We start from the raw sequence: 17,101 nt of genomic DNA, 5'->3' as shown, positions 1-17,101 counted from the left end.
ATTAATTTATCACGTGAGAGCGAGACCAGCCTTCTCATCCTACCTTCTGTTCAAACTCTTTGTTTTGGTTCCGGCTATGCCGGGTTAGGAGTGAGTTCTATGAGGGACAGATTGGACGTGTTGAAGGCGTTGGCGGATGAAACCCGATTGCGGGCATTGTGTGCGCTCAGGGGCGGGGAGTTGTGTGTGTGTCAGTTGATTGCCCTGCTGGAGTTGGCGCCTTCGACGGTATCGAAACATTTGTCAATACTCCGTGCGGCGCGATTGGTGGAGAGCCGGAAGGATGGGCGCTGGATGTACTACCGGTTGTCCAAGGAGTTCCGGGCGCCATCCACGGGCAAGATGGTGGAGTTGTTGTTTAAGGAGTTGGAAGGAACGGATCGTATGGTTGCTGACGGGAAACGGCTGAAAGCGATCTGCGCTGAAAGCATGGATTCGCTGTGCCGCAGAATATTCTAAAAGGGTTTACCACGTTCTGAAGGGAGAGATGCGATGAGCGATACAACAAAAGACAATGGGAAGAAGAAGGGCTTGTGGGCGTTACTGAAGGAGTCGATCGCCAAGAGCAATGACGGTTGCGGTCCTGGTTGCGGTTGCCACGCGGGTGACGTGAAGAAGGCGAAGGTTGATAAGGGCGGGGAAGACGGAAAGAAGAAGTAAATGTCCGATCCTGCAAATGATCGTTCCGTGAGGGGCCGGGAGGTTCTGGTGCTCGTCCTGGCCCCGGCGTTGATCCTATTATTGATCCTGATCAGTTGGGGGCTTGCCCACTGGCATATTGGTCCGGGCTACCTGCATGCGTTTGTGGCGCTGGCGGCCGTATTACTGGGGGGAACCCCCCGGTTTATCACTGGATTCAAGGATGTCTCACGCAGACGGATCACGGTCAACGTGTTCGTGACGGTGGCGCTTGCCGCGACGATGGCCATAGGAGAGTTCCGTCCTGCGGCCATCATCATCCTCATCATGTCGGTGGTCGGGGCGTTGGAGAGCTACGCGCTGGATAAAACGCGGCGCAGTATTCGAGCCCTGCTGGATCTGGCGCCCCAGACTGCGACGGTACGTCGCAACGGCGAGGAAGTCACCATGCCGGTGGCGGAGCTCCAGGTTGGCGATCAGGTCGTGGTCCGGCCGGGGGAGCGGATCGCGGTGGATGGCACGGTGGTGGCCGGGGCGAGCAGCGTAAATCAGGCGCCCATCACCGGTGAATCCATGCCGGTGGAGAAGTTGCCTGGCAGCACCGTTTTCAGCGGCACGCTTAACGAATCGGGCCGACTGGAGATTAAGACGGAGAAGGTCGGTGAAGGCACCACCTTAGCTCGGATCGTCCACCTGGTACAGGAAGCCCAGGCCTCTCGCGCACCTATCCAGAACCTGGCAGACCGTTTCACAACGTGGTTTCTGCCTACGGTGGTCGGGCTGGCCGTGGTCGCCTATTTCGTTACCGGCGACGTCAAGGCGGCGGTTTCGGTTCTGCTGGTGGCCTGTCCCTGCGCCTTTGCCATTGCCACCCCGACTGCGGTGACGGCAGGCATCTCGAACATGGCTAAACGCGCGATCTTGATAAAGGGGGGGATGTATCTGGAACTCGGATGCAAGCTGAATCACCTGCTGGTTGACAAGACGGGTACGTTTACCTTTGGACGGCCGAAAGTAATGGAGATCGTGGGCTTCAGTGGCCATACGGAAGCGGATATCCTGCAATTGGCCTGCATTGCGGAAAAGTATTCCGAACATCCTCTGGGCCGGGCGATTCTGGCGGCGGGCAAAGAAGCAAATGTGTCGGTTTCAGATCCGGAAAACTTTACCACGACGACGGGCATGGGGGTTGAGGCCAGCTGGAATGGCTACCGGATTCGCGTGGGTAAATCATCCTTCATTAAGGAGGCCGGGCTCGGGCTTACGCCTGTGATGGTAGCGGCGGTAGCCTCCCAGTCGGAGCAGGGGCGTACGGCTGTGTTGGTGGCCCGGAATGACATCCCCCTGGGCTTGATTGCCATTGCTGATGAGATTCGACCGGAAGTGCCGGGTGCCCTTAGGGCGATCAAGGCGATGGGGGTCAAACGGATCACGATGCTGACGGGCGATCATCCCCAGGTAGCGGCGGCGGTGGCCCGTGCCATTGGGGTCGATGACTTTATGGCTGAACTGCTGCCTGAGCAGAAGCAGGCGTTTGTCAGGAAGTGTCAGGCGGAAGGCCAGATAGTCGGAATGATCGGGGATGGCGTCAACGATGCGCCCGCCCTGGCTCTGGCGGATGTGGGCATTGCCATGGGCGCCGCCGGCACGGACGTGGCGATTGAAACGGCTGATGTCACACTGATGAACGATGATATTTCGGGCGTTGCGGACTTTATGTGGATGTCGGCAAAAGTGCTTCGACGCATCAAACTGAACATCTTCTTCTCGATGATTTACAATATCATCGGCCTCACCCTGAGTGTTGTCGGGCTCATGACGCCCATTATCGCCGTGATCTTTCAGGAAGCGGGTTGTGTTACGGTTGTGATCAGTTCGACGCTGTTGCTCTGGTCAAAGGGGCGGACAGGGGAATTATGAAGGGTGAATGATGAATTATGAAAATTTTGTTTCTTTGCACTGGTAACTCTTGCAGGAGCCAGATGGCCGAAGGCTGGGCGCGTCATCTCAAGGGGGATGTGATTGAGGCCTATTCCGCAGGGATTGAAACGCATGGGATGAACCCCAGCGCAATGAAGGTCATGGCCGAGGCGGGGGTGGATATCTCCGGACAGCACTCGAAGCATGTGGATGAGCTGAAGGATGTCGCTTTTGATTATGTTGTCACGGTGTGTGACAACGCGCATGAATCCTGTCCATTATTTCCGGGCAATACCCAAGTCGTGCATGTGGGATTTCAGGATCCGCCCCGGATGGCCAAGGAAGTCAAGACGGATGAAGAAAAGCTGGATTGTTACCGGCGTGTCCGGGACGAGATCAGGAAGTTTGTGGAGACCTTGCCAGAAGCTTTGAATTTCCTGTAGGGGAATATGGAGTAGTAGTTCCTAATCGTAATCTTAATCGTAATCCCTTTCGTCAGCCCATTCCAAGCAGACCAGAGGAGATTATGATTAAGATTACGATTACGATTACGATTAAGATAAGAGAGGAAGAACGAATATGACTGAGAAAATCACTAAACAATTATCTTTTCTGGACCGGTATTTAACGCTGTGGATCTTTCTGGCGATGGGCGTGGGGGTCGCACTCGGTTATGTGGTGCCTGCCTTTGGAAGCTGGATTGGCGGGTTGAGGCCGGAGGGGACTCAAACCAGTATGCCCATTGCGGTTGGTTTGATTCTGATGATGTATCCGCCGTTGGCCAAGGTGAAGTATGAAGAGTTGGGCGATATCTTTCGGGACTTCAAGATTCTCGGCTTGAGCCTTGTCCAGAACTGGATCGTCGGCCCCATCCTCATGACGGCGCTGGCCATTATCTTCCTGCGCGGACAGCCGGAGTTCATGATCGGCTTGATCATGATCGGCTTGGCGCGCTGCATTGCCATGGTGATTGTGTGGAACGATCTGGCGAAAGGCGACACGGAGTATTGCGCCGGGCTGGTGGCGTTCAATTCGATCTTTCAGGTTTTGTTTTACAGCCTCTTTGCCTGGCTCTTCGTCACGAAACTCCCGCCTCTGCTCGGCCTTTCGGGCGTGGTGGTGAATGTGACGATGAAGCAGATCGCGGAGAGCGTGTTCATCTACCTGGGGATTCCGTTCATCGCCGGGATGCTGACCCGTCTCATTCTGGTGAAGGCGAAGGGCAAGGAGTGGTATCACTCGAAATTTATCCCGCGAATCTCACCCATGACATTGATCGCCTTATTGTTCACGATTGTGGTTATGTTCTCGATGCAGGGTCAGAAGATTATCGCCAAGCCCGGTGATGTGGTATTAATTGCCGTGCCGCTGTTGATCTACTTTGTTACCATGTTTCTGGTGAGTTTCTGGATGAGTGCCAAGGCGGGCGCCAACTATCCCAAATCGGCTACTCTCTCTTTCACGGCGGCCAGCAATAACTTTGAGTTGGCCATCGCTGTAGCCGTGGGCGTGTTTGGGATCAACCACGGCGCGGCATTTGCCGCAGTGATCGGCCCTCTGGTGGAAGTGCCGGTGTTGATCGGACTCGTGAATGTGTCGCTGTATTTTAGGCGACGGTACTATTCAGGCTGAAAAAGATTTAACAACGAAATTTGTTTTTCTTCTTAATCGTAATCATAATCCCTTCTAGGAAATAGATTACGATTACGATTAAGACTTCTCTGGGATGGTAATGATATTTATTTCGATACGGTTAGGAGGAAATATGAGTTGTTGTGATAAGACGGATAAGAAGCAGAAGGTGCGGGAGAACGTGCGCAAGGGGTATGCGGCCATTGCCAAGGGTGGGGGTTCCTGTTGTGGTCCGGCTTCGACGTGTTGCGGAACAAAGGCGTCCAATGATGTCGCCAGGAGTGTGGGTTATTCCGATGCCGATCTGGCGACGCTGCCGGAGGGGGCCAATATGGGGCTTTCCTGCGGTAATCCCGGTGCCATTGCTGCACTCAAGAAGGGTGAAGTGGTATTGGATCTCGGTAGTGGTGGGGGATTTGATGTGTTTCTTGTGGCGCAACAGGTGGGGGCCAAAGGTCGGGCGATCGGGGTGGACATGACTCCGGAAATGCTGGGGAAGGCCCGTGCAAATGTCGAGTTATTCAGGAAACAGACAAAATTGAATAACGTGGAGTTCCGACTGGGCGAGATCGAGCACCTGCCGGTGGCAGATGCCAGCGTGGATGTGGTGATGTCCAACTGCGTGATCAACCTCTCCCCCGACAAGCCTCAGGTGTGGCGTGAAATCTCACGGGTCCTCAAGCCCGGCGGTCGGGTAGCGGTTTCCGATTTGGCGTTGCTCAAGCGACTACCCAAGCAGATTTTGTTGTCCATTGAGGCCTTGGTGGGGTGTGTCGCCGGTGCGGTACTGGTGGAGGAAACCCGAGCGATGGCGAAGGCGGCCGGCCTGGCGGCGATCACCTTAACCCCCAAGCCCGGGTATGTGGATCACATGGTGGACTGGAATGATCCGCTCTATCGGGGTATCCTTAAGCGCCTTCCCAAGGGCACGAAATTGAGCGATTATGTGGCCAGCATCAATGTCGAGGCACGCAAACCGGTCAGGGGTAAAAAACGATGAATGCAAAAGTGATGGTAGACGCAGGTATTTGTGGGTTCCAGACCAAGATTCTGGCGGACAGCGATGATTCCCAGAATGTGACATTCAAGATCGTCAGCGGATGTGAGAAGGCGCGGGCGTTTGGAGAGGCACTGATGGCCAAGGGCCCGGTTGATGGCTATGCCGAGCTTGGAGAGGGGGCGAATGGCGTGATCCTGACGACGGCCCGTGAGAATTTGAAAGGCTGTTGCGCCGCGTGCGCGGTTCCCATCGGCGCATTCAAGGCTATGCAGGTGGCCGCTGGTGTGGCGCTACCTAAAGATGTGACATTAAGCATCGCGTAAATCACGTAAATCTCTTCTTTTCATTATATCCGGCAGTACGATCTTTTCGTGTTTCGCCGACAGTTCTGGGTGCTCACATTTGATCCCGAGAAGGGGAGGGCGGATGGTCGGCGTCTTTGGGTCTGGGATTTCCTGTTCTATGTGCTTTTCGGAATCGTTGTGACAAGTTTTGTGAGAATGGGGGGCGTGTTATTGGTATTCTCCTTTCTTATTATTCCGGCGGTATGTGCCAATATTTTTGCTACAACATTGCGCACACGTCTTGCGGTCGGGTGGTGTGTGGCGACATTATCGAGCATCGCGGGCTTGTACGCCTCCTATCGCCTTGATCTGCCTACAGGTGCCGCCATTGTGTGCGCCCTGGGTTTGGCTTTGTTGTTTTTTTATGGGATCCGTTTTGTTGCGGAAAGGCGCTAGCAGCCTGTTGAAAAACCTGCGGACGCCGAGGCCGGCGTCTCTCCCGTTTTGAAATTGCGGTATTTGCCTGTATTTCGGGAGGGTCGGCGGCCTCGCCGACCTCCTCAATGGCCAATATTTTGTTTTTAAACGGGCTGCTAGGTGTTGTTTGTATTGGGAATGAAACGTGTATCGGCGACCGTTTATTCTGCTGCAAACATTCTGAATTCTTGATTCTGTCTCCTGAATTCTGTCCTCAAATCATCAGGCGCTCGATATCCAGGTCGGACGCGGGCGCCACATGCAGCTGGCGGAGGCCGGTGGCACTGCGGATGTTGATGATGACTTCCGGATTGGCGCGGGCATCGCTGTAGCGGGCGCACAGCCGGGCTGCCTCCAGAATAATGGCTTCGGTCGCCGTGCCGGTGACCAGGACCGTCGGGCCCGGGATCACCTCGACGTTCAGCAAGACTTCGCCGGGAAGGGCGCTAGCTTCGAGTTGGTCGTTTTCAGCCGATTCGCGGCCGACGATGACTTTGACGGTGGAGGAGAGCCTGAAATGACGGCCGATTTTGAGCAGTTCAACAGCGCGGAGGTCCCTGAGCTGTCCATTGCGGCGAAGGTCATGCACCCGGCCGGCAAAATGTGGTTCCGTTAGCTTGCAACCGCCTGCCGACGGGGGATATTCCGTGATCCCGTATTGTTCAGCCAGTTTCTGCTGCGGCTTCCGGCTCCGGCCATTCAAGTCCAATAGCCGGCTGCGGTCCACCCAGCCTAATCGTTCTGCCTCAGTTTCAGGGAGGAGTTTTGCGCTTAAGGGCCGCAAGAGCCGGTTCCCGTATCCGGATTCCTCCGAAACAATGTTCAGCGTCCGTTTTGTTTGCGACATGGGCCGCTGGTTAAGGACTTCGCCTGTCGCGATAAAGGTGAAGCCATCCCGGTCAATAATTTTCCCCGCATGCTTGATCATCGCGGCGTGGCAGTCGATACATGGGTTGATGCAGGATCCAAATCCATGCTTGGGATGTTCGATGATGGGAATCAGCTCATGGGTGAATGCTTCAACCATCAGGGGAATGCCGAGGAGTGCGGCGGCGGCTCTGGCTTTGTCAGCACTGAAGAAGGGGCTTTCGAAGCATAAGCCGGTGACCTCAATCCCCTGGGCTTTCAACACAGCCGCGGCCAGCATACTGTCCAAGCCGCCGGACATCATCACCAGCGCAGAGATCTTTTTTTCGGTTGTCATCGGACTCTAATAGAGAAAGAGCCCCCAGTTAAGCAACATTAATCCCAAGCCTAATCTCTACCTGTTTGGCGGTGATTCCTTGAAGGCTCAGGCGTTTTTGACGGCTGGTTTGACCGGCAAGGAGGGTGATCTGGCGTTGGGGAATACCGAGCGTTTCTGCAAGGAATTCGATCAGAGTCTCATTGGCCTTACCATCCACAGGTGGGGCTTGAAGGCGAATTTTTAGGGCGTCACCATGCAGGCCTTGAACCTGGGTTTTTGAGGCCCGCGGGGAGGCATGCACCTGAATAATGGCGCCCTCTTTGCTGTCTGTAATCCAACTCATGATTACATTGTGCCGAGGGAATCAGGCCATGGCAAACTCAATATCGGCCATATCGCCTGGCAACGTCATACATGGCTACGACGTTTTCGGTTGGTGAATTATCCTGGATGGAGTGCGTGGGGGCGAAGCAATAGCCGCCTCCCGGCATCATGATTTCGAGGGTTTTCCGGCAGTCCGCAATAACTTGATCCACAGTTCCGAATGAAAGCACACCTGCCGTGCTGATACAGCCGTGGAAGGCTAACCGACCTCCGAATGTTTTTTTCAAATACGCCGTAGACATGTTGGCGGCTTCAGGTTGAAGGGTGTCCACAACATTGATTCCCATCGCAATAAAATCCTCATACGCCCAACTACTGCATCCGCAGGTGTGAATCATGACCGGTAGGTTGTAGGATTTCGCGAGATCCACAAATTTCTGCTGCCTGGGTCGGATAACCCGGCGGAACATATCGAGGCTGATGATGGGCGCTATTTGCGTGCCAAGGTCTTCCCCCATCCACATGAAGTCGATGCCGCCTTTGGCGGCCTCAAGAGTCCTCCGGGTCACTTCCAATTGGATCGCGAGGCGACGTTCCAGAAAGGCCGCCAACGCCTCATCATCCATGGCCAGACGTACCAGTGTTTCTTCCATGCCGAAAAGGAATCCGGTCCCATTGATGATATCTGGTAAACCAGGGCCGCCCATGTAAACCGCATACTCCTGTTCTTTCCGGCAGGCAGCTTCGACATAACTATAGTCGTAGTCATCAGGCGAAGGCATGGGCCAGTTAATGATCGTATCGTCGATGGCATTCTGCAAAGGGAAGTCGCAGAAATCCCAGTATCCGCCACTGCCGTGCTCGATCCAGCGGGTTCTGATGCCCCATTCCTGGTCAACCTGCAGCCCGGCTATTTCTGCATGCAGACGAGGGCCTTTGTACCAGGCTCCGGTTCCGCGGAAATCAACACCCAGAGCCTGCCTCAACCCTTCATCATCCGTGGGGGTAAGTCCGAAATGGTTCTTTAGTCTCCGATCAATATCGGCGTTGGCGAAATAGTTGATCGGCACCCGGTCTGCTTCCCGGTTGGCAAAAGTTATCAGCACCCGTTCTTTGGATGTCATGGTTGCAGTCATTGTTAACTCCTATGTCTCCGGTTAAACCTGAAGTTGCTACATCAATAAGAATAAGGCTCTAACGATAATTCCAATGACCGTTAATTACCATGGTATATTTAGTTATATTTTGTATTATTCGGTCAAATATGGGCGTATTATCAATAAAAATTAGTTTGATCTAGGCGATTTCAGGTATGGATGAGTACAATCACAAATATGGTGTTCAGTCTGCATCTGAGGCAGTAATTACCTATGCCAATTACGCTTCTTTTACCAGAAATCAGACTATTTGTAACCGGGTTGTTGAGAGTAGGATGTCGCTTTGGTGTAAAGAGGGGTGTGGGACGGTCATGGTTAATGGAGCCCGCTTTGTCTTTCATTCGGGGGATTATCTCTTTTTGCCCTGGGGCCATCGTATTGAATATCAGGCCGACAATCAGAAGCCGTTTTTACTCGCCGGTATTCATATGATTCCGCAGCACGACCGGGACAAGCCGGTCGAATTCAGCGTAGCGCATTTTATTGAAAGTCCGTTGGCTAATTGTCCATGGCGACGCGATGCGGATCTGGCCCCCCTTCAAGATGTCGTCTCGTTCCGTCTCACGGAAGATTCCCCGTTGTGGCTGCTTTCAGAATATATCGTTCGGCTTTTCAGTACCCACGACTGGAATGAACATCGGATGCGCGAACTCGCTGGTAACCTGTTCAGTGAATTAGTCAGGACATACTTGCGCCAGCCGCGAACAGACAATTTGCGATCCGAAGCTGATTTCGCAGCCCTTACGGGATATCTCCATAAACATCTTGCCCTGCCTCTGACTGTGGCTGATCTGGCGAAATGCATTCATTGCAGCGAATCTACGGTGGGCAGACTGATCCGTTCGCACTCAGGAATGTCGGCCGTGCACTGGATTACCCAAACGCGGATGCATCGGGCGCGTGCTCTTCTTTCATCCACCCGGCTATCCGTTTCGGAGATAGGCGCCAGTGTGGGGATCCCCGATCCATTCTATTTTTCCAAGCTTTTTAAAAAATGGACAGGGGAATCGCCGCTTGCCTACCGGAAACACACGCCAATGTTGTAGGGCTTGCACGAGGCAAAGCGTAAAACGACATGGGACTATTGCAGGGCTTCGTCGCGATCCCGCTGTTCCTTTTCAGAAGCCTTTTTGATCTGTTCTTTGGCCCTTAGGCTGGCATCAACGTACGTTTTTCCGGTAAATCCCTCCACGGCGGTTTGAACCGTCCCTTTTTCGGGCAGGGATGCCGTTTTGGGCTCGTTTTTCCCGCATCCTGTCAGGACGAGTCCGCAGGCCGCTATCGCGATCAAAAAGAGCTTTAGTGCTTTCATACCTCAATAATTAACATAATTTTTTACAAATTATAGACTAAAACGTGAAAAGGCTTGAAACGTAAGCGACACCATCGTATTCTCTATTCGTTTTTTTGTTAACGAATAGGCGAACGGGTGGGGTGAATAAATTATCCCGCTTTAATTCTTGAAAGGAAAATGTGTGTCATGGCTGAATCTAAGAAAAACATGATCATGGTCGACGGTAATCAAGGGGTTGCGAATGTAGCCCATGCGACCAATGAGGTCGCCGCGATTTACCCGATTACCCCCTCTTCTGCGATGGGCGAGTGGGCTGACGAGTATAGTGCTGCTGGCCGTAAAAACATCTGGGGTACCATTCCTCAAATTGCGGAATTACAGTCTGAAGGCGGAGCGAGTGGTGCTGTTCATGGTGCGTTGACCACTGGTGCGTTGACGACCACCTTTACCGCTTCACAGGGCTTGCTCCTGATGATCCCGAACATGTACAAGATCGCCGGTGAGCTCACCAGCACCGTGTTCCATGTCACCGCCCGTTCACTGGCCTGTCAGGGGCTGTCCATCTTTGGTGATCACTCCGATGTGATGGCGGTACGCCAGACCGGGTTTGCCATGCTGGCCTCCGCCAGTGTGCAGGAAGCCCAGGATTTTGCGTTGATTGCCCAGGCCGCGACGCTCAACTCCCGTGTTCCGTTTGTTCATTTCTTCGATGGCTTCCGTACCTCACATGAAGTCCAGAAGATCGAGGCCCTCACCGAGGAAATCATGCATTCCATGGTGACCGATAAGATGGTTTTTGCGCACCGTGAACGAGCCTTGACGCCTGATCGGCCGAGGATTCGCGGTACCGCCCAGAACCCCGACGTCTATTTCCAGGGTCGTGAGACGGTTAACAAGTATTATGATGCCTGCCCCGGCATTGTTCAGAAGGCCATGGATGACTTCGCCAAGCTCACGGGTCGCCAATATCACTTGTTTGATTACGTGGGTGCTCCGGACGCGGAGCGCGTGATTGTGATTATGGGGTCAGGCGCCGAAACGGTGCATGAGACGGTCGAAGCGCTTGTGGCGCAAGGTGAGAAGGTGGGCGTACTCAAAGTCCGCTTGTATCGTCCCTGGGATATCAAGACCTTTGTGAAGACCCTCCCTGTCACCGCCCACTCCATTGCCGTGCTGGACCGCACCAAGGAGCCCGGTTCGATTGGTGAGCCGATGTATGAAGATGTCCGCACCGCGATTGGTGAGGCCCAGAGCGAAAAGCTCATGCAGAGCAAGTTCTATCCCCTGGTAGTCGGCGGTCGCTACGGTTTAGGTTCCAAGGAATTCACGCCGGCCATGGTGAAGGCGGTCTTTGATAACCTGAGCGGAGCCAAGAAGAATCACTTCACGATCGGTATCAACGACGACGTCACCCACACCAGCCTGCCTTTTGATCCGACATTCCAGTTGGAACATAAGGGGCGTATTGAGGCGATGTTCTACGGTTTGGGATCGGATGGCACCGTTGGCGCCAACAAGAACTCGATCAAGATCATCGGTGATGACACCGATTTCTCGGCCCAGGGCTATTTCGTGTACGACTCGAAGAAGGCTGGCACGATCACCGTCTCGCATCTGCGTTTCGGGCCTGGCATCATCCGGAGCCCGTACCTTTGCACGAAGGCGGACTTTGTGGCCTGTCATAACTTCTCCTTTGTTGAGAAGTACGACATGCTCTCCAATGCCAAGCAGGGTGCTACATTCCTGCTCGCAAGTCCCTACAGTGCGACAGAAGTCTGGAACCATCTGCCCGATGAACTGGCGCAGCAGGTTATTGATAAGAAGATCAAATTCTTCGTTATCGATGCCAACAAGCTGGCCGCTGAACTTGGGTTGGGGGCGCGTATCAATACGCTCATGCAGACCTGTTTCTTCGCGATTTCCAATGTGCTGCCTCAGGCGGAAGCCATTGATGGGCTGAAGAAGGCGATCAAGAAGAGCTACGGGCGCAAGGGCGAAGCCGTCGTGCAGTCCAACTACAAGGCTGTGGATGCCGCCGTGGCGTCACTCCAGGAGGTCAAGGTGCCTGCCAAGGTGGCCGGTAAGGTCAAAATGCCTGCGGTTGTGCCTGCCGATGCCCCCGAGTTTGTCAAAACCGTTACCGCGACCCTGATCATGCAGAAGGGCGATTCCCTGCCTGTCAGTCAGATGCCCGAAGATGGTACCTGGCCGACCGGGACGACCCAGTATGAGAAGCGTAACATCGCGGTTGAGATTCCCGAGTGGAATTCGGATCTCTGCATCCAGTGCGCCCAGTGTTCGCTGGTGTGTCCGCATGCGGCCATCCGCGTCAAAGCCTACGATCCCAAGAATTTGGAGAAGGCCCCCAAGACGTTCAAGTCCTGCGAAGCCAAGGGTAAGGAATTTGCCGGGTTGAAGTTCACCGTCCAGGTGGCTCCGGAAGATTGCACCGGTTGCGGCGCTTGCGTCTGGAACTGTCCGGGTCGCGAACGCGATAAGGTGACGAAGCAGGAGACGGGCAAGCGGGCCATTATGATGGTTCCCCAGCTTCCGCTGCGTGAGAACGAAGTTGATAACTTCAAGTTCTTCCTCAATTTGCCCGAGACCGATACCAAGCTTTACAAGAAGGACACCATCAAGGGCAGTCAGTTTGTGAAGCCCTTGTTTGAGTTCTCCGGGGCCTGTGCCGGCTGCGGCGAGACGCCTTATATCAAGTTGCTGACCCAGTTGGTTGGTGACCGGTTGTACATTGCCAACGCGACGGGTTGCACCTCAATTTATGGCGCCAATCTGCCTACCACGCCTTATACCAAGCGTGAAGACGGACGCGGGCCGACATGGGCCAACTCGCTGTTTGAAGACAATGCCGAGTTCGGCTTCGGGATGCGTTTGACCGTTGATAAGTTCAACGAATTCGCGCTCGAGTTAGTCGACAAGATCATCGGCGGTGCCTGTGGCGATGCCAAGATTGACAAGGATCTGTTGGCGGCGATCAAGGCGGCCGATCAGTCCAATCAGGCTGGCATCGAAGACCAGCGCGCCCGCGTGGTGGTGCTGAAGAAGCAGTTGGCGGCGTGTCCGTGCGATATCTGTGCGCAATTGGCGTCATTAGCTGATTACCTGGTCAAGAAGTCCGTCTGGGTCGTTGGCGGCGACGGTTGGGCCTACGATATCGGTTACGGTGGCTTGGATCATGTGCTGGCCTCCGGGAAGAATATCAAGGTGCTGGTGCTGGATACCGAAGTGTATTCAAACACCGGTGGTCAGGCGTCGAAGTCCACCCCGATGGGTGCAGTGGCCAAGTTCGCGGCGGGCGGCAAGCCCACCATGAAGAAGGACTTGGGTATGATCTCGATGACCTACGGGAACATCTATGTGGCGCAGGTCTCGCTGGGAGCCAATCCCGGTCAGTGCGTCAAGGCGTTCATGGAAGCCGAACAGTATGACGGTCCTGCGATCATCATTGCCTACTCGCACTGTATTGCGCACGGTATTGATATGACCTCAGGAATGCAGGGGCAGAAGGACGCCGTGAATTCGGCGCACTTCCCGCTCTACCGGCATAACCCCGAGTTGACGGAGCAGGGCAAGAATCCCCTGTCGCTGGACAGCAAGCCGCCGACCATGACGTTCAGTGAGCATGCCATGAAGGAGAATCGCTTCCGTGTGTTGAAGCAGATGAATCCTGATCAAGCGAAGGCTCTGATGACCATCGTCGACAAGAAGGTGTTGGCCAAGTACGACATGTTGACCAAACTGGCTGGAATGGAACCCTGCTCGGGTTCCATCGCGGCCCCGGCAGCCCCCAAGGCCTGAGTCAGTCAATAAGTGAGAAGCTGATGCAGGGAGTCCCGAGTAAAATCGGGACTCCCTTTTTTTGAAATGCGAAATCAACCCCAGTTCAGACCGCCCGCAGAGGCCGACAGCCTGATTCTCCAAGTGGATCAAGGGTGCCCGTACAATGGCTGTACCTTTTGCGGCATGTACAAACAGGTCCGCTATCAGCGCCGTTCCCTGGCGGAAATCCGGGAGATGATTGAAATAGAGGCGCGGCATGCCCCCTATACCAATCGGGTCTTTCTTGCTGATGGCGACGTGATGCGACGCTCTTTTTCGGATCTGGAAGCTATCCTGCGAGAACTTGCGGCCCATTTCCCGCATTTGGCTCGCGTCAACGTCTATGCCACTGGCAGTGGAATTATGGCCAAAACCAGTGACGAACTTCGAGCCCTCCGTGCCCTGAAGCTTCATACGCTTTATCTGGGGTTGGAAAGTGGTGACGAGGAGTCCCTGCGCCGCGTGAAGAAGGGTGAGACGGCTGAGATGATGGTAGGAGCTGGGCGTGTGGCCCAAGCCGCCGGAATGAAGATATCCGTGATGATATTGCTCGGTTTGGGCGGCGTCGAGCGGACGCGTCAGCATGCCTTCGAGACGGCGATGGCGCTTAACCGGATGCAGCCCCGCCTGCTTTCGGCGCTCCGCGTGGTACCAGTCCCTGGTACATGCCTTCACGACGATGTCGTGTCCGGCATTTTCAAGCCGTTAACGGAGTTGCAGGTAGTTCAAGAATTACGTCTTATTGTTCAGAACCTGGAGTTAACCAACACGATCTTCCGTGCCAATCACACCTCCAATCCCATCCCCTTGGAGGCCAGGTTCGGGCGCGATAAAAATCGTCTGCTCTCCGAACTCGACGCTCTGATCGCCTCCGGCGCACTGAATAATCGCACTCCAGGCCGCACGCCGCTATGGTTATAGGAAGCCGTTAGCGTTCTCTGGACCTTCATTGTGGCACTTCGCCCCTCATCATTTTACTCTGATCGTCCTACCGGTCGATTCTGGCGCGGCCCGTGAACGGGTGACGGTTCTTCTCCACGACGGCGTTGCCGGCTTTCTCTGTGCGCCCAGTATCTGGTCGATAGCCGCCCAAGTTGCTGTGTCCGGTAATTGCCATAGGGCAGGCGGCCGGCAAGACGATTCTGAAGGCACTGGGTGTGGAGGTGAGGGAGTTGCGAGTCCCGAGTCCCGAGTCCCGAGTCTAAAGTCGAAAGCCTCGTGACTCCACCATTGGCCAGCCCAACACCACCGCCTCCGCGTCCGGGCGTGGAACCGCCGCAACCAATTCCAGCCCCAGTTATTCAGGAGCCTGAACCGCCAGTGACGCCTATGAGATCAATACCTATGGCCTCACAAGTGAGTTTCGCGCCAGGGGGACTATTTTCAAGTTCCGGTAATGACGCCAGTCAGATGTCCTCCATGCAGCGTGGAGGAACGAGGCGCTCCGGCGGATTGCGGCCGGTCTTGTGCGTGAGATCAATCTGGGCCATGCAGGCTTTCAGCCATTCTGCCGCATCGTAGCCGATCAGTTGAACCTTGGTTTTCAAGGTGTAGGGCAGCGGGAAATTCCACATCGAGACCACGGTCAGGTCATCTGGCACCGCAACGCCAAGTTGTTCAAGCGTCTGGAGCACGGGCTTCAAGAGATGGTCATCCATGACCACCAAGGCGTTGGGTCGTTTGGCCCCGGCTGATAAAATGGACGGCAACGTGTGCCGGATCCAGTCAGGATAGTCCCAGTGCGCTGCCATGACCCAGGCGGGGTCCGTGCGCAGCCCGCTTTGCGTAAGGTCCGAAATGATGTGCTCCGGTGACAACATGGGCGTGGCTACGACAGCCGTCCGGATTCGTTCGCGCGCACAGAGCCACTTACCTGTTATCGTGAAGAAGTCTTCCCGTCTAAATGTTACCCTCGCCCCAATCCCGCCCGTTGAGGCAAAAGGAATGCTTACGTGCTTGAGAAGCGGGGTATTCAGTATCTCGCCTTCCGGAGAGTAGGCAAAGATCAGCCCGGCCAGTGCCTGATCCTCGACGTCACGCCGTAGCCGCGCCCAGCCGGGCGCGTGAGGAAAGGCGTCAAGGTAGATGCTGATACCGCCCATCCGCTGTGCGGCAAGGTATAAAGCCAACATGCGTTGTGTCCACTTCCATGAGTGAATCTCGGTTTCAGGGTGCCCGGCGAAGGCCAGCCCGTAGCGGTGGAGATGGGGTGCGTGCGGAGCCAGATAGCGGCCGGTCTTGGCCCGGGTAATCAGGAAGCCCTGCTCTGTCAGCAGGTCCATGGCCCGCTGGATCGTCACCCGGGTTGTTTTGAACCGTCGGCAGAGTTCATCATGAGACGGGACCCGCAGGTTCGCGTGCCAGACACCGGCCGACCATTCACGCCGCAGGGTCGCGGCCACGTGGCGGTAACTTGTCGGAGTTGATTCATTCGTTTTCATATCAATAACGTTGACACTATAATGCAGTTCACCTTATCCTACAACAATATCTTTGATTATGTAGTACAGTGAAGCTGGAAAGGGTGGCAAAGTGATGATCATAAGACTGTCTCAATATTTCAGGAAGCTGGCCGCTCTTACCGCCCGTGGGGCGGTCGCGTTTGCTTTAACGGTTGCGTCTTATGCGGAGGAGGGGGCTTTCTCGACGCCCCTGACGCCCGCCCGGCTAGATCCGGCCGCCACCGCAGAATGGGTTGATGGGCAAGTCAAGCCGCGGGTGGATTTTCTGGATGCGGGCAGCAAGCCACATTTCCCCAATCCCCTGGGCTGGGTTGTCGCGATGCCTTCGGCAAGAATGGGTTGGGGGCGGATCACGTTTGGGGCCGAAGGGGCGCCCGAACCGCGCCATTTGCGCATCGGCTTGAACGAGGCCGTTCCCATGGGAACGATCATCACCCGGGGAAAACTGACCGGTGTCAGCGTTCTCAAGTCCGCGGCCGCCTATCCGGGCGATCTTGGGGAGGAGAACCAATGGCTTCCGGCGAAACGGACCTTCGGCCAGGAGTTGAGCGTTTGGACGCTTCCCCCGCAGACGACATCCCGGGCTTTGCGCTTCACGTACGACTGCCCGGCGGACGAGCAAAAAAGGGCCGGTGGATTGAGTGGAGTCTACGTGATGGGCGGCGCGTATGAGAACCTGGCTGGCGGGGCGATGCCTTTCGCGGCCCGCAACCGGTCGGCTGCCACCCTGTTGAACGACGGCCTCGGTGGTGGCTATGGCGCGGCCAACGGTTGGGGTAGTGGAGACGATGGCCAGCGGCCTGTGATCTCATCGGAGAATCCCGAAACCGTGGGTCTTCCATGAGAAGGCTAAGTCAAGCGGTCCGTTCACGGACACCATATTTTCTTT

17 protein-coding genes are annotated in these 17,101 nt (G+C 55.2%); 12 read left to right on the top strand and 5 right to left on the bottom strand.

Annotated features, from left to right (window positions below; all coding sequences use genetic code 11):
- The 8 genes from WCI03_13120 to WCI03_13085 form a co-directional block, all read left to right on the top strand.
- Positions 1-459 (top strand): metalloregulator ArsR/SmtB family transcription factor (locus tag WCI03_13120; protein ID MEI8140794.1); only part of this gene is annotated, 459 nt, incomplete at its 5' end.
- A 33-nt stretch (positions 460-492) separates the two neighbouring features.
- The gene (locus WCI03_13115; protein ID MEI8140793.1) at positions 493-660 is read left to right on the top strand and encodes a hypothetical protein; all 168 of its coding nucleotides are present in this window, start codon (positions 493-495) and stop codon (positions 658-660) included.
- The gene (locus tag WCI03_13110) at positions 661-2,559 is read left to right on the top strand and encodes a cation-translocating P-type ATPase (protein ID MEI8140792.1); all 1,899 of its coding nucleotides are present in this window, start codon (positions 661-663) and stop codon (positions 2,557-2,559) included.
- A gap of 17 nt (positions 2,560-2,576) precedes the next feature.
- Positions 2,577-3,002, top strand: coding sequence for an arsenate reductase ArsC (locus WCI03_13105; protein ID MEI8140791.1), 426 nt, complete (start codon positions 2,577-2,579; stop codon positions 3,000-3,002).
- A gap of 136 nt (positions 3,003-3,138) precedes the next feature.
- Positions 3,139-4,191, top strand: a complete 1,053-nt coding sequence (gene arsB, locus WCI03_13100; protein ID MEI8140790.1) for an ACR3 family arsenite efflux transporter — start codon at positions 3,139-3,141, stop codon at positions 4,189-4,191.
- A gap of 133 nt (positions 4,192-4,324) precedes the next feature.
- The gene (gene arsM / locus WCI03_13095) at positions 4,325-5,191 is read left to right on the top strand and encodes an arsenite methyltransferase (GenBank protein MEI8140789.1); all 867 of its coding nucleotides are present in this window, start codon (positions 4,325-4,327) and stop codon (positions 5,189-5,191) included.
- On the top strand, positions 5,188-5,514 hold the full coding sequence (locus WCI03_13090) for a hypothetical protein (GenBank protein MEI8140788.1): 327 nt from the start codon (positions 5,188-5,190) through the stop codon (positions 5,512-5,514). Before arsM ends, WCI03_13090 begins: the two co-directional genes overlap by 4 nt.
- A gap of 48 nt (positions 5,515-5,562) precedes the next feature.
- Positions 5,563-5,931 carry a metal ABC transporter permease gene (locus WCI03_13085; GenBank protein ID MEI8140787.1) on the top strand — a complete coding sequence of 123 codons (369 nt, stop codon included), beginning with the start codon at positions 5,563-5,565 and terminating at the stop codon, positions 5,929-5,931.
- A 235-nt stretch (positions 5,932-6,166) separates the two neighbouring features.
- Here WCI03_13085 and WCI03_13080 read toward each other — a convergent pair whose 3' ends face one another.
- Genes WCI03_13080 through WCI03_13070 form a run of 3 tightly spaced genes read right to left on the bottom strand, consistent with a single transcriptional unit; the run spans position 6,167 to position 8,586 of the window.
- Complete coding sequence (locus WCI03_13080) at positions 6,167-7,156, bottom strand: tRNA 4-thiouridine(8) synthase ThiI (protein ID MEI8140786.1); 990 nt, start codon at positions 7,154-7,156, stop codon at positions 6,167-6,169.
- Between the two features lie 28 nt (positions 7,157-7,184).
- Positions 7,185-7,481: a DUF167 domain-containing protein gene (locus tag WCI03_13075; GenBank protein ID MEI8140785.1), complete on the bottom strand. Its 297-nt coding sequence runs from the start codon at positions 7,479-7,481 to the stop codon at positions 7,185-7,187.
- Positions 7,482-7,518: 37 nt separating this feature from the next.
- Complete coding sequence (locus WCI03_13070) at positions 7,519-8,586, bottom strand: uroporphyrinogen decarboxylase family protein (protein ID MEI8140784.1); 1,068 nt, start codon at positions 8,584-8,586, stop codon at positions 7,519-7,521.
- A 188-nt stretch (positions 8,587-8,774) separates the two neighbouring features.
- Between WCI03_13070 and WCI03_13065 the strand changes: the two genes are divergently transcribed.
- Complete coding sequence (locus WCI03_13065) at positions 8,775-9,665, top strand: AraC family transcriptional regulator (protein MEI8140783.1); 891 nt, start codon at positions 8,775-8,777, stop codon at positions 9,663-9,665.
- Between the two features lie 35 nt (positions 9,666-9,700).
- Here the strand turns inward: WCI03_13065 and WCI03_13060 are convergent, their stop codons facing one another.
- On the bottom strand, positions 9,701-9,931 hold the full coding sequence (locus WCI03_13060) for a hypothetical protein (protein ID MEI8140782.1): 231 nt from the start codon (positions 9,929-9,931) through the stop codon (positions 9,701-9,703).
- Between the two features lie 168 nt (positions 9,932-10,099).
- Between WCI03_13060 and nifJ the strand changes: the two genes are divergently transcribed.
- Complete coding sequence (nifJ, locus tag WCI03_13055; GenBank protein MEI8140781.1) at positions 10,100-13,729, top strand: pyruvate:ferredoxin (flavodoxin) oxidoreductase; 3,630 nt, start codon at positions 10,100-10,102, stop codon at positions 13,727-13,729.
- A 66-nt stretch (positions 13,730-13,795) separates the two neighbouring features.
- Positions 13,796-14,671: a radical SAM protein gene (locus tag WCI03_13050; protein MEI8140780.1), complete on the top strand. Its 876-nt coding sequence runs from the start codon at positions 13,796-13,798 to the stop codon at positions 14,669-14,671.
- Between the two features lie 485 nt (positions 14,672-15,156).
- On the opposite strand, the gene WCI03_13045 is transcribed toward WCI03_13050, so the two are convergent.
- Entirely contained in the window at positions 15,157-16,191 is a 1,035-nt protein-coding gene (locus WCI03_13045) for a substrate-binding domain-containing protein (GenBank protein MEI8140779.1), read from the bottom strand.
- 91 nt (positions 16,192-16,282) lie between these two features.
- Between WCI03_13045 and WCI03_13040 the strand changes: the two genes are divergently transcribed.
- On the top strand, positions 16,283-17,056 hold the full coding sequence (locus WCI03_13040) for a hypothetical protein (protein ID MEI8140778.1): 774 nt from the start codon (positions 16,283-16,285) through the stop codon (positions 17,054-17,056).
- The last annotated feature ends 45 nt before the right edge of the window (positions 17,057-17,101 follow it).

The sequence above is a fragment of the bacterium genome (assembly GCA_037143175.1).
Classification (GTDB): domain Bacteria; phylum Verrucomicrobiota; class Kiritimatiellia; order CAIKKV01; family CAITUY01; genus JAABPW01.
Note: the sequence above shows the minus strand (reverse complement) of the source record. Positions and strands in the feature narration are given on the sequence as shown.